We start from the raw sequence: 21,752 nt of genomic DNA on the forward strand, positions 1-21,752 counted from the left end.
TCGTCGGCATGGCGCGATGACCAACGTATCATGATCAGGACACGTCCCGTCAGACATCTCGTCGTCGTGCTGGGCGACCAGCTCGATGCGGACTCGGCGGCCTTCGACGGCTTCGACCCGGAGCAGGATGCCGTGCTGCAGATGGAGGTCACCGACGAGGCGAGCTACGTGCCGCAGCACAAGATGCGCATCGCCTATTTCTTCGCGGCGATGCGCCACTTCCGCGCCGATCTCGAGGGCCGCGGCCGTACCGTCCACTATGTCCGGCTCGATGATCCCGCCAACACCGGCACGCTCGACAGCGAGATCGCGCGGCATCAGGCCGCGCTGCAGCCGGCGGCGACGATCGTGCTGGAGCCCGGCGACTTTCGCGTGCGCGAGGGCTTGCGCAAGCTGCCGCAGCGGATCGACATCCGCGCCGACCGCCACTTCCTGTGCACGGCGGACGAGTTCGACGCCTTCACCGAGCGCCATCCCCGCCCGATCATGGAAACGTTCTACCGCGCGATGCGGCGCAAGACCGGCATCCTGATCGACGACAGCGGCCGCCCGGTCGGCGGCAGCTGGAATTTCGACGCCGAGAACCGCAAGGGGTTCGGCAGGAGCCGCCCGCCTATTCCCGTGCCCCGATCCTATGCTCCCGACGCGATCACGCGCGACGTGCTCAAGCTGGTCGCGGCGCGCTTCTCCAACAGTCCGGGCAAGCTCGGCCGCTTCGACCTGCCGGTGTCGCGCGTCGACGCGCTGACGGAGCTGTCGGACTTCGTCACCTGGCGCCTGTCTTTGTTCGGCACCTATCAGGACGCGATGCTGAGCGACGAGCCGTTCCTGTATCACTCGCGGCTGTCGGGCGCGCTGAACCTGCACATGCTGAACCCGCGCGAGGTGGTCGCGGCCGCGCTCGAAAGCCGCAACGCGCCGCTGAACGCACTCGAAGGCTTCGTCCGCCAGATCATCGGCTGGCGGGAATTCGTGCGCGGCATCTATTGGCAGCGCATGCCTCACTACGCCGATGAGAACGCGCTCGACGCCAGCCTTCCGATGCCGCGCTTCTACTGGACCGGCGAGACCGAGATGCGCTGCCTGGCGCAGGCGATCGGCCACACCATCGACCATGCCTATGCGCATCACATCGAGCGGCTGATGGTGCTCGGCCTGTTCGCGATGCTGCTCGGCGTCCGGCCCTACGACGTGCACCTCTGGCACATGTCGATGTTCCACGACGCCATCGACTGGGTGTCGCTGCCCAACACGCTCGGCATGAGCCAGCATGGCGACGGCGGCGTGGTCGGCACCAAGCCCTATGCGGCCTCGGGCCACTACATCGACCGCATGAGCGACCATTGCCGCAACTGCCGCTACGATCCGAAGCAGGCGACCGGCGACAGGGCCTGCCCGTTCACGACGCTGTATTGGAGCTTCCTCGCCAAGCACCGCCGCCGCTTCGCCAATAATGGTCGCATGCGCAACCAGTACGTCAATCTCGAGCGCCGCAGCGCGGCGGAGATCCGCGCCATTCGCAGCCACGCCGACGCGATCGCGTCAGCCCTGGTGTAATCCGGCGTTCGCCGGTCTGAACAGCGCTCACGGCTTGCTGGCCGGACGCCGATCGGTCATATCTTGGGCAGTTCCATCCCGCCCCTCCGCCGATCAAGCCCGGAATGCCTCACTCATGACCGCTGCCATCGTCGCCGTCTTCACGCTCGCCTATGCCGTGGTGGCGCTGGAGCACCCGTTCCGGATCAACAAGGCGGCCACCGCCCTGGTCGGCGCCGGCCTGATGTGGACCGTCTATGCTGTCATGGGCGGCACGGCTCCGGCGGTCGCGACCGAGCTCAACGAGTCCGTGGCCTCGACCGCCCAGATCATCTTCTTCCTGATCGGCGCGATGACCATCGTCGAGGTGATCGACGCCCATAACGGCTTCGAGGTCGTGACCTCGCTGATCGGCACCCGCAACCAGGTCACGCTGGTCTGGCTGGTCGGCTTCGTCACCTTCTTCCTCAGCGCCATGCTCGACAACCTCACCACCGCGATCGTGATGGTGTCGCTGATGAAGAAGCTGTCCGGCCGCGACGAGGACCGCCTGGTCTTCGCATCGATCATCGTCATCGCCGCCAATGCCGGCGGCGCCTGGTCGGCGATCGGCGACGTCACCACCACCATGCTGTGGATCGGCGGTCAGATCACGCCGCTCGCGATCATGAAGTCGGTCTTCATCCCCTCGCTCCTGAACCTGCTGGTCCCGCTTGCCGTCATCAGCTTCACCCTGCGCGGCAAGCAGCTCGTGCCGCCGGCGAGCGCCGGCCTCGCCTCGATCAGCCCGATCCTGCCGTTCGAGCGCAATTTGATGTTCTTCATGGGCCTCGGCATCCTGGTCGCCGTGCCGGTGTTCAAGGCGGTGACGCACCTGCCGCCGTTCATGGGCATCCTGTTCGGCCTCGGCCTGTTGTGGATGGTCGGCGAGATCGTCCATCGCGAGAAGGCCTTCGAGCAGAAGCAGCGCCTGACCCTGGTGCATGCGCTGACTCGGATCGACATGCCCTCGATCGTGTTCTTCATCGGCATCCTGCTGGCGGTGGCCGCGCTCGAGCACACCCACATCCTGGAGGCGCTGGCGCAATGGCTCGACCGCAGCGTCGGCCGGCTCGACCTGATCGTGATCGTGCTGGGGCTCGCCAGCGCCGTGATCGACAACGTGCCCTTGGTCGCGGCGTCGATGGGCATGTACAGCCTGAGCCAGTTTCCGCCGGACAGTTTCCTCTGGGAGTTCGTCGCCTATTGCGCCGGCACCGGTGGCTCGATCCTGATCATCGGCTCGGCGGCCGGCGTCGCCGCGATGGGGCTCGAGAACATCCACTTCTTCTGGTACGTGCGCCGCATCAGCGGCATCGCCCTGCTCGGCTACTTCGCGGGCGCCGCGGCCTACATCATCCAATACAACCTGCTGCACTGAGCGGATCGCATGAGCTGGTCGTGGCGCATTCTGGCAGTCGTCGCGACCCTGCTGCTCGGCGCGGGCGACGGCCGCGCCGACGACGTGACGCTCAAGAGCGGCTACGCGCTCGGCGCGAAGAGCTGCGGCGAAGCGCCCCTCGCCTTTCCACGGCTGCGGATCGACATGAAGGCCGGCTTCTGCGCCGGCCTCGTCGCCAGCCGCGACGACGGCCTGAGATTTCCCCGCGGCATCATGCAGATCCCCGGCCATCGGCAGTTCGTGATCGCGGACATGGGCGGCTGGGGCCATGATGACGGCCGGCTGCTGATCCTCGATCCCGCGGCGCCGGCCGGCCAGCGCCTCCGCGAAGTGATCACGCGGCTATCCTATCCGTTCGGACTTGCGGCCGGCCCTGGCGGCCGCATCTACGCCTCCACCGACACGTCGATCTTCCGCTTCGATCCGCTCGCGGCCGATCCGAAAGCAACGATCGAGACCATCATCCGCGACCTGCCGGGACGCCGCCTCACGCTGCCCGACGGCACCCGCCTGTCGGAAAGTGCGCATCCGCTGAAGGCATTCGCCTTCGACCGTACCGGACGGCTGTTCGTCAATATCGGCGCGCCCAGCGACAACTGCCTGTCGCCGGCGCCGATCACGCAGCCCTGCGCCGCGGGCGAAGGCCCTTCGGCACTCGCCGCGATCTGGCTGTTCACGCCACCGGCCGGCGGCGTCTTTGCGGCGCTGAAGCCCGGCGATCCCTCGCCGCCGCACCAGGTTTACGCGCGCGGCCTGCGCAACTCGATGGCGCTGGCATTGCATCCGCGCTTTCCCGATCCCGGCACCGCCTTCCTGCAGGGCGAGAACGCGCGCGACCTGCAGGACGTGTTCGCACCGAACGAGGAGATCAACGCGATCGAGCAAGGGCGCCACTATGGCTGGCCCTATTGCACCGACCTCGCCACGCCGAGCCCGGAGTTCAGGCGCGTGCTGCAATCCGGAACGCTCAAGAGCTTCTGCACGACAGCCTCGCACTATCAGCAGCCGTGGTCGCTGCTGCCGCCGCATGGTGCACCGCTCGGCATGCTCTACTACACGGGCGATCGTTTCGAGGAGCTGAAAGGCAGGCTGCTGGTCGGCCTGCACGGCTATCGCCCGACCGGCAGCCGCCTGCTCGCCTATGAAGTCGACGAGCACGGCTTTCCCAAGCTGAGCCCGGCGGCGGTGCGCTATCACGTGAGCTGTGCCGCCGAGCCGACGCGCGCCTTCCAGACCGCGTCCGGTCCGGCGCGCGCGGCCGCGTTCGACGAGATCATCGTTGGCTGGCATCGCGTCAACGGCATCCGGCCGCAGGGCGCACCGGTCGGCATGACCGTGGCCGACGACGGCGCGCTCTGGCTGGTCGAGGACAAGAACCAGACCGTGATCCGCATCGACCGCACCCGCGAGGCCACGCCCGAGCCGCTGCCGTGCGACACGAGAAGCGATCAGTTGATCGACCGGCTGGCCACCCTGGTGATGGACAATGGCACGAGCCGCGCGCGGCTGACGATGGTGCGCAAGACCCTCGTCGAGAGACATTGCAGCGGCTGCCATTCGGATTTCGGCCTCAAGGCCGGACAATCCGACCGAGACAAGGACCTCGCGGTGCTGCGCTTCATGCTGGCCCAGGACGGCTGGATCTATCCCGGCGATCCCGAGTCCGGCCGGCTGCGTCAGCGGCTGCGCGGACTGGGCGCCGAGCGACAGATGCCGCCCGGTGCTGATCTGATCAAGACGGAACCAGGCTATGCGAAGCTGCTTGATGTTGCCGACGACCTCGTCGCGCGCATGGTTCCCGGCACGCGGATGCGGGTCAAGCCCGGCGGCCCGCCGCACCGCAAGTTCTTCGCCGCTGATGGCCGCGAATGCGGCGACATTCCGTTCGGCAAGATCGTCGTGGTGACCGAGAGGTCTGCCGTCAATAAGCCCGGCTTCAGCCGTTTCTTCCGGCCGGCCGACACCTATCTCAACGGCGCCTGCACGGACGATGATGGCTATTACATCCAACAGCAGCTTCTGGTGCCGCTCTGACGATGCCGCGATGAATCGTAGGGTGGGCAAAGGCGCAGGGCGACGCTTCCTCCGCCAAAACGCAATCTCGCGCGCGCCGTGCCCGCCGGCCGCGGGCACCTGTCTCCGTGATGGCGGGCACGGCGCGCACGAGAGCGCGTTGTGGCGCGCGCAGTGGCGTATCGCGCCTTTGCCCACCCTACGCATCTCGTGTTGGGCGATGCTCGTCACGCTCGCCCTCGCGACCGTCCCTGCCCTGGCCACCTCGAAACTGTTCGAGAGCGCGCAGCTCACACCTTCCGGCGAATACACCTTCGGCATCGAAGGCCCCGCCGTCGATCGCGACGGCAATCTCTACGTCGTCAATCTCGGCAAGCCCGGCACGATCGGCCGGCTCGCACCTGAGGCGACCACGTCAGAGAAATTCACCGAGCTGCCCGACGGCAGCGTCGGCAATGCGATCCGCATCGACGCCGCCGGCACGATGTTCATCGCCGACTACAAGAAGCACAACATCTTCGCCATCGCACCGGGCGAGACCGCGCCGCATCTCGTCTTCCATGCCGACGACATGAGCCAGCCCAACGACATCACGCTGTCGCGCCACGGCACGATCTATGCGAGCGATCCGAACTGGAAGGCGCGCAGCGGCCGCATCTGGCGGATCGCGAGGGGGCCCAACGGCGCGCTGCAGGGCGAGGCGATGGCGGCACCGCGGGCGATGGGCACCGCCAACGGCATCGATCTGAGCCCTGACGGCCGCACGCTCTATGTTGGCGAATCCAGCAGCGGCGAGATCTGGTCGTATGCGGTCGATGGCGACGCGCTCGCCACGCCCAGACTGATCAGAAGGTTCGAGCCCAACACGATCGACGGCCTGCGTACCGATGCCAGCGGCCGGCTGTTCGTCGCACGCATCCTGAAGGGCAGCATCGCCGTGCTGACGCCCGACGGCCGCGCCATCAGGGAGATCACGCTGCGAGCCAAGGAGCCGACCAACCTCGCCTTCGGCGGCAGCGACGGCAAGACCGTGTTCGTCACCCAGCGTCAGGGCGGCTTCGTCGAGTCCTTTCGCACCGATGTCGAAGGGCGCGAGCATTGCTTGCAGATGCAGACGTGCTGACTGCTCAGCCGGGTGGGACACGACCAGCATCACTCGGACACGCGACACTACTGCAGCATATTCAATGTCTGGCGCTCATGAGAGACCGTGCAACAGATTGGCTGTCGTCCCGGGCAAGCCGTGCCAGCGCGACAGCGTTGGCACGGCGCCGACCCGGGACCCATACTCCGCAGCAGGAGTGATGAGCACGATGTTGCGAGCTGCGTGCCGCCCAATAAAACAGTTGGGGTTATGAGTCCCGGCGTTCGCCGGGACGACACTGGTTGTTGCGCAAGCGCATTCCAACTCACTGGAAACGGAAAGCCCCGCATGCGCGAGGGCCTTCCTGACAACAGCGATCGCTTACCGCCCGTACACCACCGGCGCGCGTTGGACGATCAGCGGCGGCGGCAGGTCGCGCTGCCAGACGCGGCCGTCGTCGAACTGGATACGCATGCCGTCGGGCGAATAGACCGCGCTTTCGTCACGCGCATCGATCCAGAGCCGGCTGTTGGGCGCATTCCAGTCCGGCCAGGCCTGGAGGGACTCGCCGGTCTCGGTGGTCAGGTTCACGGCATCGCCGTTCTGCGTCACGAAGGCCGGCGCGCCGATCATGCCGTCGCGGCACATCTGGATGCAGCGGTAGGTGCCGGTGAGGTTGGCGCTCGGCTGTGCCGAGGCGGTGCCGGCGACGCAGGCGCCGACCAGGCCAATCACGATTGCAACACGTTTCATGTCGATCACTCCATCGCTCGAAAGGGTCAGCCAGCCCCCATTCGGGTCCCTCGGGCGGATCAAGTGCGATGCGGGAAAAATGTTCCGGATGTTCCCCTCGAGGGAACCGCCCTACTCGACCCTCACGACGTCGACGGCGACGCCGAGCTTCTGCTTGGGCGAGCCGACGATGATGCCGTCGACCGGCGACACGTCGGAGAAGTCGCGGCCCATGCCGAGGATGATGTGATCATTGCCGACCAGGAGATCGTTGGTCGGATCGAAGCCGATCCAGCCGAGCTCGTCGCCGCACCACAGCGACACCCAGGCATGGGTGGCGTCGGCGCCCTGCAGCCGGGGCTGGCCCTCCGGCGGGATGGTGCGCAGATAGCCGCTGACATAGGCCGCTGGCAGGCCGAGGCCACGCAGGCCGGCGATCATGACATGCGCAAAATCCTGGCAGACGCCATGGCGATTGTCGAACACCTCGCGCAGCGGGGTCGAGATCACGGTCGCCTTCGGATCGTATCTGAACTCCTTGCGGATGCGCCGCATCAGATCGGCGGCGCCGGTGACGATGCCGGTGCCGGCGCGAAAGCTTGCCGCAGCATAGTCCGTCACCAGCTCCAGCACCGGCACCAGCGCGCTTTCGAAGACGTAGCCGATCGGCGACGACGGGCCGAGGCTCGTCGCCTCGAACGCTGCATCGCGCACCTGCTCCCAGTCCGCACTCGGCGCATCGCGCTCGGGCGGCGTGCGCGACAGCTTCACCCGCGAGCGCGAGTCGATGCGCAGGTGGCGGTGCTGGGTGTCGATCACGACGCTCTCGGTCAACGTGCCGAAGAAATCGCGCCGCGCGGTCCGCTCCGAGGGCCGCGGCCGGATGTCGACGCTGTGCGAGATCAGCTCCTGGCCGTCGCCGCTGAGCGGCTCCAGCCGCAGCGAGCAGCGCGCGAAGCTCACGGCGCTCTCATACTCATAGGTCGTGACGTGCCGGATGTCGTAGATCACGCGAGGCCCGTCAGCTTTTCCGGCCGCGTCGCGTTCGGACCGTGCGGGAAATAATGCTGGCCGATCGCCTCCGCCAGGTTGAGCAGGTCCTGCTCCAGCGCAAACAAGGCGCGGCCGTCGAGATGCGCCGCCTCCGCCGCGGTCAGCCGCGCGCCCAGCGAGATCGCGAGGCGCTGCGGCCGCTCAATCAGCCCGTTCTCCTTCAGCACCGGCAGGCTCGCGATGTGCTCGTTGAGCAGCTCGACCTGGAACGCGACCGAGCGCGGATTGTAGAGGTCGAGCACGACGAGATCGCGGATCGGCGCCAGCGATGGGCCGATCAGATAGCGCGAGCGATAGGTGATCTGACAATCGACCAGCGTGAGCAGGACGTCGAGATCCTCGGGCGTCGCCTCGTCATAGCCGAACTGGCGCGCGAAGCGCGCGGTGTTGATGGCGCGTTCAACGCGGCGGCCCATGTCGAGAAACCGCCAGCCGGCGGCGCGGTTCATGTTCTCCTGGGCGAGGCCGGCGAAGCTCGCGAGCCGGTCCAGCGTGAGCTCGGCGATGCTGACGACGGCGTCCTCATCCTCGGCCTCCTGCGCCAGCCGGTTCGGCATCTCGGTGATGACCTGCCAGGCGTCGGGCGAGAGGCGCTCGCGCAGCGAGGTCGCGGTGCGCTGGGCCGATCTGAGCAGCGACAGCGCCGAGCCGAACTGCGCCTCGGCCTGCAGCGCCTCGGCCGCCACCTGGAATCCCTTGCTGCGCGAGGTCTGCCCGACCGCGCCCCACGCCAGCAACAGCCGTTGGATGCGCTCGGCGGTGTTGAGCTGCGCCAGCGAGCCCTTGCCGGGATCGCGATGCTGGGCGGCGAGCGCGCGGATCAGCCGCACGGTGGCCTCGGCGCGCTCCAGATAGCGTCCCAGCCAGAACAGATTGTCGGCGGCACGGCTCGGCAGCACGCCGGCGATGCGGCGGATCCGCACATTGTCGGAGCCCGGCAGCAAGGTGCGCGCCGCGACCGCCTTGTCGGCGACCACCCAGACGTCGGCGGCGCGCGCGCCGTCGCCCATCGACACCGCGCGCGCATCGGGCTTGTCGGCGATGCGGCAGAAGCCGCCGGGCATCACGGTCCAGCCGTCGGGCGTGGCGGCCGCGAACACCCGCAGGACGAACGGCCGCGGCGCGATCCGGCCCCCCTCCCACACCGGCGTCGTCGACAGCCGCACCACCTCCTGGCCGACATAGTCGATGCCGCGCTGGCTGATCGCAGCGCGCAGCCGTTCGCGCTCCGCGGCCGAGAGCTCGCCGGCCAGCACCGGACCGCTGCTGGCGAAGCCGGGCACGGCGCGGCCATAGGCGCCTTCGATCGCGAACTCTTCGAGCCGCGACAGCACCTCGTCGCGCGCGGACTTCTGGCCGCACCACCAGGTCGCGATGTGCGGGATCTTGAGATCCTCCCCGAGCACGCGCCGCGCGAGGCTCGGCAGGAAGCCAAGCAGCGCACGCGCCTCCAGCACGCCGGAGCCCGGCATGTTGGCGATCACCACGCCGCCCTTGCGCACGACGTCCATCAGGCCGGCGACGCCGAGCCGCGAGCCGGCATCGAGCTCAAGCGGATCGAGCGAGTTGGAATCGAGCCGCCGCAGCAGCACGTCGACGCGCTTGAGGCCCGCGACGGTGCGGATGTGCACGCGGTCGCCGCTGACGGCGAGATCGTCGCCCTCGACCAGCAGGAAGCCGAGATAGCGCGCCAAGGTCGCGTGCTCGAAATAGGTCTCGCTGAACATGCCCGGGGTGAGCACGGCGATCCGCGGCTCGTCGCGATCGGCGCTGGCGCGCAGCGCATCGCGGAATGCTTCGAAGAACGGCGCGAGCCGCTCCACGTTCATGGATTTGTAGATCGAGGAGAAGGCGCGCGACTGCACCAGGCGGTTTTCCAGCGCGTAGCCCATGCCGGACGGCGCCTGGGTGCGATCATTGAGCACCCACCAGCGCCCGTCGGGGCCGCGGCCGATGTCGGCGGCATAGATGCTGAGGAAGCGCCCGCCCGGCGGTTTGACGCCGCAGACCGGACGCAGATATTCGCTGGAGCCGGCGACGGCGGCTGCCGGCAGCGCGCCGCTCGCGATCAGCCGTCCTTCGCCATAGATGTCCTGCAGCACACGCTCGAACAGCTCGGCGCGCTGGACGATGCCCTGGGAGAGTTGCGCCCATTCGGACTCGTCGATCAGCAGCGGCAGATGGCTGAGCGGCCACGATCGCTCGGCGTTGTCGCCCGGCGAGCGGTAGGTGACGCCGGCCTCGCGCAGATGGCGATCGGCGGATGCGAAGCGGCGGTCGATATCGGTCGGCGCGAGCGCGGCAAAGGTGTCGGCAAAGCGGGTCCAGACCGGTCGCGGCTGGCCGTCGGCGCCGATGAACTCATCGGGGATGCCGGGCAGCCGGGCATAGTCGCGGGCCCAATGCTCGGCACGGCGCAGCGGAGAACGTGCCGCCGGCCGACCGGCGGCGGGGCTCGCTCCCTGGTCCTGGCCGCTCGAGCCGTCCATACCCTGGTCCTCCGCACAAACTCCGTGTCATCAATGCAGGAGCGGCCTGCGCAAGTCGAGGGTCATCGGGAATTCATTTGTGCGTTCTTCCGGCGGCAGCGCGATTCGTCCGGGAGTGTGGCCGTGGTCCTGGAAGCGGGCGAGCCGCCGCGCCTCCGCCTCGTAGGAGTTGATCGGCTTGGTGTCGTAGTTGCGGCCGCCGGGATGGGCGACGTGATAGACGCAGCCGCCGAGCGAACGGCCGTTCCAGGTGTCGATCAGGTCGAAGGTCAGCGGCGCATGCACGGGAATCGTCGGGTGCAGGCCGGAGGCCGGCTGCCACGCCTTGAAGCGCACCGCCGCGACCGCCTCGGCGGATCGCCCGGTCGAGGTCATCGGCATCCTCCTACCATTGCAGGTGATGAGGTGGCGGCCCTCGACAAACCCTTCGGCTTTCACTTGAAGCCGCTCGACCGAGGAATCCACGTAGCGCACGGTGCCGCCCGCGGCGCCCTCCTCGCCCAGCACATGCCAGGGCTCCAGCGCCTGCCGCAGCTCCAGGGTCACGCCGCCATGCTGCACGCGGCCGAAGGTCGGAAAGCGAAATTCGAGCTGCGCCTGGTACCATTCCGGCGAGAAGTCGTAGCCGGACGACCGCAGCTCATCCAGCACATCAAGAAAATCTTCCCAGATGAAGTGAGGCAGCATGAAGCGGTCGTGCAGCGCCGTGCCCCAGCGTACGAACCGGCCATCCTGCGGCTCGCGCCACAATTTGGCGATCAGCGCCCGGATGATAAGCTGCTGCGCCAGCGACATGCGGGGATCCGGCGGCATTTCCAGCGCGCGGAACTCCACCAGTCCGAGCCGGCCCGTCGGTCCCTCCGGCGAGTACAGCTTGTCGATGCAGATCTCCGAGCGATGGGTGTTGCCGGTGATGTCGACCAGCAGATGCCGGAACAGCCGGTCGACCAGCCACAGCGGCACGCTCTGCCCGACGTGGGGCACGTTGGCGAGCGCGATCTCGAGCTCATAGAGGCTGTCGTGGCGCGCCTCGTCGATGCGCGGAGCCTGGCTGGTCGGCCCGATGAACATGCCGGAGAACAAATAAGACAGCGACGGGTGCCGTTGCCAATACAGGACCAGGCTCTTCAGCAGATCCGGGCGCCGCAGGAACGGCGAATCCGGCGGCGAGCTGCCGCCGACGACGACATGATTGCCGCCGCCGGTGCCGGTGTGGCGGCCGTCGATCAGGAAGCGATTGGCGCCGAGCCTCACCTTCGCCGCGTCCTCATAGAGCCCGAAAGTGATGTCGACCGATTGCCGCCAGCTCGCGGCCGGCTGGATGTTGACCTCGATGACGCCGGGATCGGGTGTCACCTTGATCACCTCGATGCGCGGATCGAACGGCGGGGCATACCCCTCGACGTGAACCTTGATCTGCATCGCCTCGGCCGTCGCTTCGACCGTTGCGACCAGTTCCAGGTAGTCCTCGATGGTTTCGACCGGCGGCATGAACACGCAGAGAATGCCGTCGCGGATCTCGACCGACATCGCGGTGCGGACGCCGAGCCCTCCCCAGTACTGATACTGCACGTCCTGCGGCGACTGTGCACGATCGAGCTTCGGCAGCGGCGGCACCTGCGGCACGATCACCGGGCGTCCCTGCGCGTAGGTCGGCAGCGGCCCGCGCTCCTCCATCGGGTCCTGCTCGTGGATGTACGGGAAATCCTCCGGCGGAATGTGGGCCAGCGAGCCGATCGGCAGCCGCAGGCCGAGCGGCGAGTCGCCGGGAATCAGGAAAAGCCGCTTGCGCCGCAGGCCCCAGCGCTCGCTGCGCCAGCGCCTGGGCTGTGCATTCCAGCGCTGGATCGGCAGCACGAAGCCGCGCGGAATGTGCAGCCCTTCGTCGAACACCCGCGCCATCCGCGCGCGTTCCTCGGGATCGGCGAGCTTGGAGTCGAGCGCATCGACGTTCTCGGGCAGCGCGGCTTCCTTCTGCAGCCAATGCGCGGGATCTTCGAACGCGGGCAGCACGTAGTCCGGCTCGAGCCCGAGCGTCTCGGCGGCCGTATCGAGGAAACGCTCTGCGTCCTGGATCGTCGCCATGCGCGGGCCATCGACGCTGGCGATCAGATCCGGATTGCGCCAGATCGGCTCGCCATCCTTGCGCCAATACAGTCCGAACGCCCAGCGCGGCAGGCTTTCGCCAGGATACCACTTGCCCTGGCCGTAGTGCAGCAGGCCGCCGGGCGCGAACCGCGCGCGCAGACGTCGGATCAGGCTGTCGGCGAGCCCGCGCTTGGCTGGACCGACCGCCGCCGTATTCCACTCCGCCGACTCCATGTCGTCGATCGATACGAAGGTCGGCTCGCCGCCCATCGTGAGGCGCACGTCTTGCGCGGCGAGATCGACATCGACCGCTTCGCCGAGGCGGTCGAGCCGGCCCCACGCCTCATCCGAAAATGGCCGGGTGATCCGCGGCGCTTCGCGGATGCGCCTCACATTCATCTCGAAGTTGAAATCGACCTCGGCAACGCCGGCACTGCCGCTGATCGGCGCGGCCGAGTGATAGTGCGGCGTAGCCGCGACCGGAATGTGCCCCTCGCCCGCGAGCATGCCCGAGGTGACGTCGAAGCCGATCCATCCAGCACCGGGCAGATAGACCTCGGCCCAGGCATGCAGATCGGTGAAATCATTCTCGACCTCGACCGGTCCCTCGACCGGATCGATGTCGGGACGGAGCTGGATCAAATAGCCGGAGACGAAGCGGGCGGCGAGGCCGAGATGTCGCAGCGTCTGGATCAGCAGCCATGCCGAGTCGCGACAGGATCCGGCGGCCTGAGACAGCGTCTCCTCCGGCGTTTGAACGCCGGGCTCCATCCGGATGATATAACGAATCTTTTTCTGCAACTGCGCATTGAGTTCGACGAGATAGTTGACCGTGTTGTCCGCGTCACGGGGAATCGACCTCAAGTATTCCGCGAACAACGGCCCCGGCTCGATCGTCTCGAGATAGGGCGCGAGTTCCACCTTGAGGCCCTCGGGATAGGCGAAGGGAAAACTGTCGGCATAAGGCTCGACGAAGAAGTCGAACGGATTGATCACGGTCATCTGCGCCGTGAAGTCGACCTCGATTTTGAGTTCGTTCACCTTCTCGGGGAAAACGTAGCGGGCCAGCCAATTGCCTTGCGGATCCTGCTGCCAGTTCACGAAATGATTGGGCGGCGTGACCTTGAGCGAATAGCTCAGCACGGGGGTCCTGGTATGGGGTGCAGGACGCAGGCGGATGGTCTGCGGGCCCAGTTCGACCGGACGATCGTATTTGTAATGGGTGACGTGATGTAACGCGACGTAGATTGACACGAGGTTTCGGCGCTCCAGCAACTTTTTTGAGCAGAACATTGCTGTGCTTAGGGATCAAGCACTAACAAAGGGCAAGAGCTGCCTATTGAACTATCCTAAGCCCGAAAGGCGGCATTTGGCGCCGCGACGTTGGAATGTCTTCCCCCTATCAGGTGCCTCCGCTGCACGTACCGGTCGCTTTTCCGGCCGCTGCGCGCCCCAATCGGGGCCGGAACGAAGAACGAGAGAAGAACAAACAACCTATCAGCCGCTCCACGCAGAGTTGTCCACAGGAAGCCGCGGAAGCGCTCACGGAAGATTGACCAGTTCGTCAAAGCAGGGATTAACCCCGAATGATGAACTAACAAGAACTAATAGCGTTGCATTTGCCGCAATCGCTTGATAGCTCGACTACACATGCTATTTAGGACCACCATTGCCAAAAGGAGAATCAAGTGGCGAAGACAGCTAAGAAGGCAGCTACCAAGAAGTTGGCGCGGAAACCCTACACGCCCGCCGACATCAAGCTGCTGAAGCAGCACTCGAAGTCCAAGACCCCGGTTGCCAAGATCGCCAAGGCGATGAAGCGGACCGAAGGCTCGCTCCGCCAGAAGGCTCTGGCGCTCGGCATCGGCCTGGGTCACCAGCGGTAAATTGCTCGGCGCCGCTGTCGCGCGAGCGTCGGCAGGGCCAGCCCATGACGGACTGCCCATAACAGGCTGACCACGACAGCCAGCACATGGCGACGCCCTCACCTGTCATCTGATCTCAGTTGCGATCCAATCTCAGCTAACTTGCGATCTCAGCTGCGATCAGATGCCGGGACATCCGAACCACAGCCCCGATGGGGGCCGTCGAATAGCTGAGTGATCCAGCTACACCGATCAAGCTACATCGTCGCGCCGAGCACCCAGGGTGCGAACTCGGCCCCGCCGAAATCGAAGCTCTCGCTCTTGGTCGGCTGCCCCGAGGCGGTCTTCAGCATCAGTTCGAAGATGCGCTGGCCGCAGTCCTGCACCGTCTCCTCGCCGTCGAGGATGGTGCCGCAATTGACGTCCATGTCGTCTTCCATCCGCTTGTACATCGGCGTGTTGGTCGCAAGCTTGATGGACGGCGCCGGCTTGCAGCCGAACACGCTGCCGCGGCCGGTGGTGAAGCAGACGAGATTGGCGCCGCCGGCCACCTGCCCCGTCGCCGCGACCGGGTCGTAGCCGGGCGTGTCCATGAACACGAAGCCCTTCTTGGTGACGGCTTCCGCATAATTCAGCACATCGACCAGATTGGTGCTGCCGGCCTTGGCCATCGCGCCGAGCGACTTCTCGAGAATCGTCGTCAGGCCGCCGGCCTTGTTGCCCGGGCTGGGATTGGCGTTCATCTCCGCACCCTCGCGCGCCGTATACTCCTCCCACCAGCGCATCAGGGAAACGAGCTTCTCGCCGACGTCGCGGCTGACCGCGCGGCGCGTCAGCAGATGCTCGGCACCATAGGTCTCCGGTGTCTCCGACAGGATTACTGTGCCACCATGTCGCACGAGCAGATCGCTTGCCGCACCGAGCGCCGGATTGGCCGAGATGCCGGAATAGCCGTCGGATCCACCACATTGAAGGGCGACTGTCAGTTCGCTGGCCGGAACCGTCTCGCGCTTGACCCTGTTGGCGTCGGCGAGCGCTTCCTTCACGAAGCCGATGCCGGCCTCGACGGTCTTGCGGGTGCCGCCGACCTCCTGGATGTCCATGGCGCGCAGGCGGCCGGCGAGCTTCTGCTCCTCCATCAATCCGCCGATCTGATTGGCCTCGCAGCCAAGGCCGAGCACGATCACAGCGGAGAAATTCGCGTGCCGCGCGTAGCCACCCAGGGTTCGCCGCAACAGCTTCAGCGGTTCGTCCAGCGTCATGCCGCAGCCGGTCTTGTGCGTCAGCGCCACCACGCCGTCGACGTTGGGGTAGTCGGCGAGCGGATCGTCGCCAGTGAACGGATTGCGCTTGAACACATCGGCGACCAGGCCCGCGACATGGGCGCTGCAGTTCACCGAGGTCAGAATGCCGATGTAGTTGCGGGTCGCAACCCGGCCATCGGGCCGGCGAATGCCCTCGAACGTCGCCGGAAGATCGAAATTCGGTGTCGGCTTCACGTCGACCCCATAGGCGTAGTCCTTGGCGAAATCGCCCATGCCGCAGTTCTGTGTATGAACATGCTGGCCCGGCGCGATCGGCGCGGTGGCGAAGCCGATGATCTGGCCGTAGCGGCGGATCGGCTCGCCCTGCGCGATCGGACGCACCGCGACCTTGTGACCGGCCGGAATCCGGTCGGTCGTCGTGACCCCCTCGGCAATCGACAGCCCCGGAGGCAGGCTGGCGCGCGCAATCAGGACGCTGTCCTCGGGATGCAGACGAATGACGGGGGGCGGAGCCATGGCTGTCTCTCTCGTATCAGGACGTCGATCGCGAACAAACATGCGAATGGCGAGCGGCGCATAGCGAAAGGAAACGGATCCTCTTCGCTACGCCCTCCTCGCCATTCGCCTTTCTCGTTACGCCTTGCCGCCGGAGTCCTTGCGGGTCTGCGCGACCTGCTGGCGGGCATAGACCTGCATCAGGCCGACCTCGTTCGACAAGGTCACGAGCTTGAAGCCCATGTTGATGGCGCGGACCGCACCCTCGGCGCCGCTGCAATGAATGCCGGGATTGAGCCCGCGTTTGCCGCATTCCTTCACGATCTTCTCATAGATCTTGAGGATCTCCGGCTCGTCGCGATCGAGCTTCGGCACCAGACCATAGGAAAAGCCGAGATCGGAGGGCCCGATATAGACGCCGTCGATGCCTTCGACATCGAGGATGGCCTCCATGTTCTCGACCGCGGTCCTGGTCTCCATCATCGGCAGCAGCACGATCTCGTCGTTGGCCGTCTTCTGATACTCGCCCGCACTGCCATACATGCCCGAACGAATCGGACCGTTGGAGCGCACGCCCTTCGGCGGATATTTTGAGTAGGAAACGAGGTTGCGGGCTTCCTGCGCTGTGTTGACCATCGGGCAGATGACGCCATAGGCGCCGCCATCGAGCACCTTGCCGATGATGCCGGGCTCGTTCCACGGCACGCGCACCATCGGCGTGACCGGATGGCCATGCATCGCCTGGAAGCATTGGACCATCGACAGATAGTCCTGCACCCCGTGCTGCATGTCCACGGTGACGCTGTCGAAGCCGCACTGAGCCACGACCTCCGCGGAAAACCCCGAGGGGATCGCGAGCCAGGCATTCACCACCACCTTGCCTTCGGCCCAGAGCTGCTTGACCTTATTGTTCGCCACGACTGCGTTTCCTTCCCTTGTTGTTCAACTGATCCGTCTCGTTCAAATTCGTTCTCGCCGATGGCGCAACGCAATGCAATCCCGCTCAATCTGCGCGTGGATCGCTCGCACCACCGGCGATCACACTGATATCACGATGTCGCCCGCTGAATGCTCGCTTCGCTGACACCCACGTCGCGCGCCGTGTTCACTATTGCCGCCCAGGTGTCGTCGGGCAATGGCACGCCATTGGCCGTACGCTCGGCCCGCATCTGGCGCTCGGGGTCGCCCGGCACCAGCACCTGATCGACGCCGGAGACCGGCTTGGTCGCCCGGATGAAATCCGTATAGCGGGTGATCTCACCGTCGAAGAAGCTCGCCGGATCGACCACCTTCGGGTCGATGTAGATCGCGAGCATGCCGTTGGCGAAGCGCCGGTTTGCCGACGTCGCCCCGGTGCCGGTCAGGGCGCCGCCGAGCAGCTCACAGATAAAGGCGAGCCCGGAGCCCTTGTGCTCGCCGAAAGCGCGGATCGCTCCCGTCCCCTTGGTGTGGTCGCGCGTCCCCTCGGTCTCATAGGGTCCATAGAGCACCGCCGGATCCTCGCTGAGCGTCCCGTCGGCATCGATCAAAGCGCCCTTGGGCAGCTTCTTGCCGCCGCGGCTCGCCACCAGGACCTTGCCCTCGGCCACGATCGAGGTCGCGAAATCGAGCACGATGGGATCCTGCCCCTGGCGCGGGATGCCGACACAATAGGGCGCGGTCGAGAACCGCTTCTCGACGCCGCCATAGGGCGCCACCAGCAGGGAGCCCGCGGCCGTGACGAAATGAATGGACACGAGTCCTTCGGCGGCGGCCATTTCTGCCCAGTCGCCGACGCGGCCGAGATGGCCGGAATTGCGCAGCGCCAGCGCAGCCAGGCCGCTCTTCTTGCAGCGCTCGATGCCGATCCTCACGGCCTGCGGCGTCACCGTCTGGCCGTAGCCGAACTTGCCGTCCACGACCACCAGCGACGGCGTGTCGACCACGATGTCCGCCGTCTGGTTGGGCACGATCGATCCCATCTTCTTCCAGCGGATATAGACGGGCACCCGGATCACACCGTGACTGTCATGCCCGGTGAGATTTGCCGTCGTGAGATAGGTGGCGATCCGCCGCGCCTCCTCAGCAGAGGACTCGGCATGTTCGAAGACGTCGGCGACGAAATCGATGAGGCGGGCAACCTTGATTGTGACCATGACAACTCGCGGGTTCGATCAGCATGCAGACAGAGTTAGCATGGAATGCCATGCCTGCGACGCACGCCATCTCCGCTCGACTGCATCGCTTCTTATCAAAACGCCGAACGGCCTGCCAAGTACGAGACCCCTTCCGTTGCGCCTCGTCCGCGGCATATCAGCCGTCACCGCTGTCGTCGGGGGCGAGATCGCCGCCGATGCTCAGCTCGAGCTCGCCAAGCATCTTGTGCAATGCGGCAAGCTTGCGTGTACCGTACCGGCTGGCAATCGATGCGTAGATCGCCTCCGAGCTCGGCGCGACCTGCGCGATCAGCTTCATGCCCTTGCTCGAAATCGACAGCACGCCCCTGCGCATGTCGCGACTATCGACTTCGCGCTGAATCAAGCCACGCGCCTCGAGATCGCGCAGGATGCGGGACAGGCTGGGCCCGAGCAGGAACGCGACCCGCGCCAGCTCGGTCACCTCGATCACGTCGACCGCCGCCAGCGCGCGCAGGATGCGCCATTGCTGCTCGGTCAGGCCGTGCTGCCGCAGATTGGGACGAAACTGCCGCATCACGGCCTCGCGCGCCCGCAACAAGGCCATCGGCAGCGACTGCGAGAAGTCGCGCATCGGCACCTTGCGGGCGTCCTTCGCCGCCGGCCTCGCGACCTTCGCCCTGGTCTCGCTCACATCAATCTCCTGGGGGTCGCCCCGAATATTTGCACTGCAGCAAACGTCCTTTCGGTTTGCCGGCATAAACTTAACATGTTAATCATCTGCGGCCACCTCTTTTCTGAGCGACAACCATGCCTCTTTCGAGCGACCAGATACATAGCTGCGCGTTACGCCTGGATCAGGCTGAAAAGAGCCGCCACCAGATCAGGCAGTTTTCGCAGGAGTTTCCCGATATCACCATCGCAGATGCCTATGCCATCCAGGAGGCCTGGATCGGCATCAAGGTGGCCGCGGGCCGCGTCATCAAGGGGCACAAGATCGGGTTGACATCGAAGGCGATGCAGAGCGCGCTGAACATCGATGAGCCGGATTCGGGCGTGCTGCTCGACGACATGTTCTTTGCCGATGGCGGGCTGGTGCCGTCCGACCGCTTCATCGCGACGCGGATCGAGGCGGAGCTTGCCTTCGTCATGAAGCACCGTCTGTCGGGGCCGGACTGCACGGTGTTCGACGTGCTCAACGCGACCGATTTCGTGGTACCGGCACTGGAAATCCTGGATACGCGGATCGAGCGGGTGGATCCCGCGACCAAGGCGACCCGCAAGATCTTCGATACGATCGCCGACAACGCGGCAAATGCCGGAATCGTGCTCGGCGGCCGGCCGCTGCGGCCGCTCGATACCGACCTGCGCTGGATCGGCGCACTCTGTTATAAGAACGGCCAACTGGAAGAAACCGGCTTGGCCGCCGGCGTGCTGAACAACCCGGCGACGGCCGTTGCCTGGCTCGCCAACAAGATCGCAGCGCGCGGGCTTGCCCTCGAACCAGGCCAGGTCGTTCTGGCCGGCTCCTTCATCCGGCCGATCGAGGCCCGCAAGGGCGACACCATCCAGGCCGACTACGGCCCGTATGGAACGGTGAGCTGTTACTTCACCTGACGCCTGCACCGGAGCGACCGCATCATGCCGCATTTCAGCATCGAATACTCCGCCAATCTCGACGCCTTTGTCGTGATGGCCAACGTCTGCGAGGTGGTCCGTAAGGCCGCCAGTGAGACCGGGATCTTTCCGATCGGCGGCATCCGCGTGCGCGCGATCCGCTGCGAGCATTACGCGATCGCCGACGGCAAGCCCGATGCCGCCTTCCTCGCCATGCTGCTGCGGCTCGGCGAAGGCCGCGACCTCCCGGCACGGCAGAAGGCCGGCGAATACGTCTTCAAGGCGCTCTCGGATTACCTCGATCCCGTCTTCGCCAGCAGCAAGTTCGCGCTGTCCTTCGACATGCAGATCAACGACGCCGCGACCAGCTGGAAACGCAACAACATCCACGACGCCCTGAAAGCGAAGGCATCCCATGGATAAGGCCAATCCCAAAACCGACATTTACAAGTCCAACCTCGACCGCGCGGCTCCCCTGCTCGCGAAGCTGAAGCACGAGGGCATCGGCCATTTCATCGACGGCAAGGTGGTGCCGGCCATCTCGGGCGCAACGTTCGAGACCAAGTCTCCGATCGACAACACCGTGCTCGCGACCGTCGCACGCGGCAATGCCGAGGACATCGACCGCGCGGCGACATCGGCCGCACTTGCCTTCAAATCCTGGCGCGACATGGCGCCGGCGATGCGGCGCAAGCTGCTGCATCGCGTGGCCGATGCGATCGAGGATCATGCCGACGACATCGCGGTGCTCGAATGTATCGATACCGGGCAGGCCTATCGCTTCATGGCCAAGGCCGCGATCCGCGCCGCGGAAAACTTCCGCTTCTTCGCCGACAAATGCACCGAGGCCCGCGACGGCCAGAGCACGCCGAGCGACGAGCACTGGAACATTTCGACCCGGGTGCCGATTGGCCCCGTGGGCGTGATCACCCCGTGGAACACGCCGTTCATGCTGTCGACCTGGAAGATCGCCCCCGCACTCGCGGCCGGCTGCACGGTCGTGCACAAGCCGGCGGAATGGTCGCCGATCACGGCGCAATGGCTCGCCAAGCTCGCCAAGGACGCCGGCATTCCCGACGGCGTGCTCAACACGGTGCATGGCTTTGGCGAAGAGGCCGGCAAGGCGCTGACCGAGCATCCCGCGATCAAGGCGATCGGCTTCGTCGGCGAGAGCTCGACGGGGTCTGCGATCATGGCGCAGGGAGCACCGACCTTGAAGCGGGTGCATTTCGAGCTCGGCGGCAAGAACCCGGTGATCGTGTTCGACGATGCCGATCTCGACCGCGCGCTCGACGCCGTCGTGTTCATGATCTACTCGCTCAACGGCGAGCGCTGCACCTCATCCAGCCGCCTGCTGGTGCAGCAGAGCATCGCCGAGACGTTTACGGCCAAGCTCGCCGCACGCGTGCGTGCGCTGAAAGTGGGTCATCCGCTCGATCCCGCCACCGAGATCGGACCGCTGATCCATGAGCGGCATCTCGCGAAGGTCTGCTCCTATGTCGACGTTGCGCGCGAGGACGGTGCGATCATCGCCGTCGGCGGCAAGCGGTTCGACGGCCCGGGCGGCGGCCATTACGTCGAGCCGACGCTGGTGACCGGCGCGCGCCAGACCATGCGCGTGGCGCAGGAAGAAGTGTTCGGGCCGTTCCTCACCGTGATCCCGTTCCGCGACGAGGCCGACGCGATCGCGATCGCCAACGACGTGCAATATGGCCTCACCGGCTATGTCTGGACCGGCGACATGGGCCGCGCGCTGCGCGTCGCCGACGCGCTGGAGGCCGGCATGATCTGGCTGAACTCGGAGAACGTCCGCCACCTGCCGACGCCGTTCGGCGGCATGAAGGCGTCGGGCATCGGCCGCGACGGCGGCGACTATTCGTTCGACTTCTACATGGAGACCAAGCACGTCTCGCTCGCGCGCGGCACCCACAAGATCCAGCGGCTCGGCGTGTAAGGAGAG

Annotated in this window: 16 protein-coding genes; 8 read left to right on the forward strand and 8 right to left on the reverse strand. The window is 66.1% G+C overall.

Translation table 11 applies throughout. The features are described 5' to 3' along the window. Positions 1-30 precede the first annotated feature (30 nt). The 4 genes from QW845_RS09210 (at position 31) to QW845_RS09225 (ending at position 6,113) form a co-directional block, all read left to right on the forward strand. Positions 31-1,557 carry a cryptochrome/photolyase family protein gene (locus tag QW845_RS09210; protein WP_315801271.1) on the forward strand — a complete coding sequence of 509 codons (1,527 nt, stop codon included), beginning with the start codon at positions 31-33 and terminating at the stop codon, positions 1,555-1,557. 115 nt (positions 1,558-1,672) lie between these two features. Then, a complete protein-coding gene (gene nhaD, locus QW845_RS09215) occupies positions 1,673-2,956 on the forward strand; it encodes a sodium:proton antiporter NhaD (protein ID WP_315801272.1) in 1,284 nt (427 codons plus the stop codon). 9 nt (positions 2,957-2,965) lie between these two features. Continuing rightward, positions 2,966-5,011 (forward strand): PQQ-dependent sugar dehydrogenase, encoded by a 2,046-nt coding sequence (locus tag QW845_RS09220; protein WP_315801273.1) that lies wholly within the window; start codon positions 2,966-2,968, stop codon positions 5,009-5,011. Positions 5,012-5,210: 199 nt separating this feature from the next. Continuing rightward, positions 5,211-6,113 carry an SMP-30/gluconolactonase/LRE family protein gene (locus QW845_RS09225; RefSeq protein ID WP_315801274.1) on the forward strand — a complete coding sequence of 301 codons (903 nt, stop codon included), beginning with the start codon at positions 5,211-5,213 and terminating at the stop codon, positions 6,111-6,113. A 342-nt stretch (positions 6,114-6,455) separates the two neighbouring features. On the opposite strand, the gene QW845_RS09230 is transcribed toward QW845_RS09225, so the two are convergent. From QW845_RS09230 to QW845_RS09245, 4 genes are all read right to left on the reverse strand, one after another. Further along, on the reverse strand, positions 6,456-6,836 hold the full coding sequence (locus QW845_RS09230) for a hypothetical protein (RefSeq protein ID WP_315801275.1): 381 nt from the start codon (positions 6,834-6,836) through the stop codon (positions 6,456-6,458). A gap of 102 nt (positions 6,837-6,938) precedes the next feature. Next, entirely contained in the window at positions 6,939-7,817 is an 879-nt protein-coding gene (locus QW845_RS09235) for a transglutaminase family protein (protein ID WP_315801276.1), read from the reverse strand. Then, complete coding sequence (locus QW845_RS09240; protein WP_315801277.1) at positions 7,814-10,348, reverse strand: circularly permuted type 2 ATP-grasp protein; 2,535 nt, start codon at positions 10,346-10,348, stop codon at positions 7,814-7,816. The genes QW845_RS09235 and QW845_RS09240 overlap by 4 nt, the downstream gene beginning before the upstream one ends. Before the next feature lie 30 nt (positions 10,349-10,378). Continuing rightward, positions 10,379-13,690, reverse strand: coding sequence for a transglutaminase family protein (locus QW845_RS09245; RefSeq protein WP_315801278.1), 3,312 nt, complete (start codon positions 13,688-13,690; stop codon positions 10,379-10,381). 434 nt (positions 13,691-14,124) lie between these two features. Between QW845_RS09245 and QW845_RS09250 the strand changes: the two genes are divergently transcribed. Further along, positions 14,125-14,322 carry a hypothetical protein gene (locus tag QW845_RS09250; RefSeq protein WP_008964013.1) on the forward strand — a complete coding sequence of 66 codons (198 nt, stop codon included), beginning with the start codon at positions 14,125-14,127 and terminating at the stop codon, positions 14,320-14,322. A 236-nt stretch (positions 14,323-14,558) separates the two neighbouring features. Here QW845_RS09250 and QW845_RS09255 read toward each other — a convergent pair whose 3' ends face one another. The 4 genes from QW845_RS09255 to hpaR all read right to left on the reverse strand — a co-directional run bounded on the left by QW845_RS09255 (position 14,559) and on the right by hpaR (position 18,809). Then, complete coding sequence (locus QW845_RS09255; protein WP_315801279.1) at positions 14,559-16,082, reverse strand: altronate dehydratase family protein; 1,524 nt, start codon at positions 16,080-16,082, stop codon at positions 14,559-14,561. Between the two features lie 117 nt (positions 16,083-16,199). Continuing rightward, positions 16,200-16,979: an HpcH/HpaI aldolase family protein gene (locus QW845_RS09260; RefSeq protein ID WP_315801280.1), complete on the reverse strand. Its 780-nt coding sequence runs from the start codon at positions 16,977-16,979 to the stop codon at positions 16,200-16,202. Between the two features lie 131 nt (positions 16,980-17,110). Next, entirely contained in the window at positions 17,111-18,196 is a 1,086-nt protein-coding gene (locus QW845_RS09265) for a malate/lactate/ureidoglycolate dehydrogenase (RefSeq protein WP_315801281.1), read from the reverse strand. Between the two features lie 157 nt (positions 18,197-18,353). Beyond that, positions 18,354-18,809 (reverse strand): homoprotocatechuate degradation operon regulator HpaR, encoded by a 456-nt coding sequence (gene hpaR / locus QW845_RS09270; protein ID WP_409997893.1) that lies wholly within the window; start codon positions 18,807-18,809, stop codon positions 18,354-18,356. A 176-nt stretch (positions 18,810-18,985) separates the two neighbouring features. Between hpaR and hpaH the strand changes: the two genes are divergently transcribed. Genes hpaH through hpaE form a run of 3 tightly spaced genes read left to right on the forward strand, consistent with a single transcriptional unit; the run spans position 18,986 to position 21,746 of the window. Beyond that, positions 18,986-19,792 (forward strand): 2-oxo-hept-4-ene-1,7-dioate hydratase, encoded by an 807-nt coding sequence (hpaH, locus tag QW845_RS09275; protein WP_315801283.1) that lies wholly within the window; start codon positions 18,986-18,988, stop codon positions 19,790-19,792. Between the two features lie 24 nt (positions 19,793-19,816). Continuing rightward, positions 19,817-20,215: a 5-carboxymethyl-2-hydroxymuconate Delta-isomerase gene (locus QW845_RS09280; RefSeq protein WP_315801284.1), complete on the forward strand. Its 399-nt coding sequence runs from the start codon at positions 19,817-19,819 to the stop codon at positions 20,213-20,215. Then, complete coding sequence (gene hpaE, locus QW845_RS09285) at positions 20,208-21,746, forward strand: 5-carboxymethyl-2-hydroxymuconate semialdehyde dehydrogenase (RefSeq protein ID WP_315801285.1); 1,539 nt, start codon at positions 20,208-20,210, stop codon at positions 21,744-21,746. Before QW845_RS09280 ends, hpaE begins: the two co-directional genes overlap by 8 nt. Positions 21,747-21,752 lie beyond the last annotated feature (6 nt).

Source organism: Bradyrhizobium sp. SZCCHNS3002 (genome assembly GCF_032377435.1).
GTDB lineage: Bacteria > Pseudomonadota > Alphaproteobacteria > Rhizobiales > Xanthobacteraceae > Bradyrhizobium.

Bases quoted from the DNA above. Each gene is read 5' to 3' on its own strand.
- QW845_RS09265 (WP_315801281.1), bottom strand. From the start codon at position 18,196: ATGGTCACAATCAAGGTTGCCCGCCTCATCGATTTCGTCGCCGACGTC.
- hpaH (WP_315801283.1), top strand. From the start codon at position 18,986: ATGCCTCTTTCGAGCGACCAGATACATAGCTGCGCGTTACGCCTGGAT.
- nhaD (WP_315801272.1), top strand. From the start codon at position 1,673: ATGACCGCTGCCATCGTCGCCGTCTTCACGCTCGCCTATGCCGTGGTG.
- hpaE (WP_315801285.1), top strand. From the start codon at position 20,208: ATGGATAAGGCCAATCCCAAAACCGACATTTACAAGTCCAACCTCGAC.
- QW845_RS09225 (WP_315801274.1), top strand. From the start codon at position 5,211: ATGCTCGTCACGCTCGCCCTCGCGACCGTCCCTGCCCTGGCCACCTCG.
- QW845_RS09220 (WP_315801273.1), top strand. From the start codon at position 2,966: ATGAGCTGGTCGTGGCGCATTCTGGCAGTCGTCGCGACCCTGCTGCTC.
- QW845_RS09210 (WP_315801271.1), top strand. From the start codon at position 31: ATGATCAGGACACGTCCCGTCAGACATCTCGTCGTCGTGCTGGGCGAC.
- QW845_RS09240 (WP_315801277.1), bottom strand. From the start codon at position 10,348: ATGGACGGCTCGAGCGGCCAGGACCAGGGAGCGAGCCCCGCCGCCGGT.
- QW845_RS09255 (WP_315801279.1), bottom strand. From the start codon at position 16,082: ATGGCTCCGCCCCCCGTCATTCGTCTGCATCCCGAGGACAGCGTCCTG.
- hpaR (WP_409997893.1), bottom strand. From the start codon at position 18,809: ATGCGCGACTTCTCGCAGTCGCTGCCGATGGCCTTGTTGCGGGCGCGC.
- QW845_RS09280 (WP_315801284.1), top strand. From the start codon at position 19,817: ATGCCGCATTTCAGCATCGAATACTCCGCCAATCTCGACGCCTTTGTC.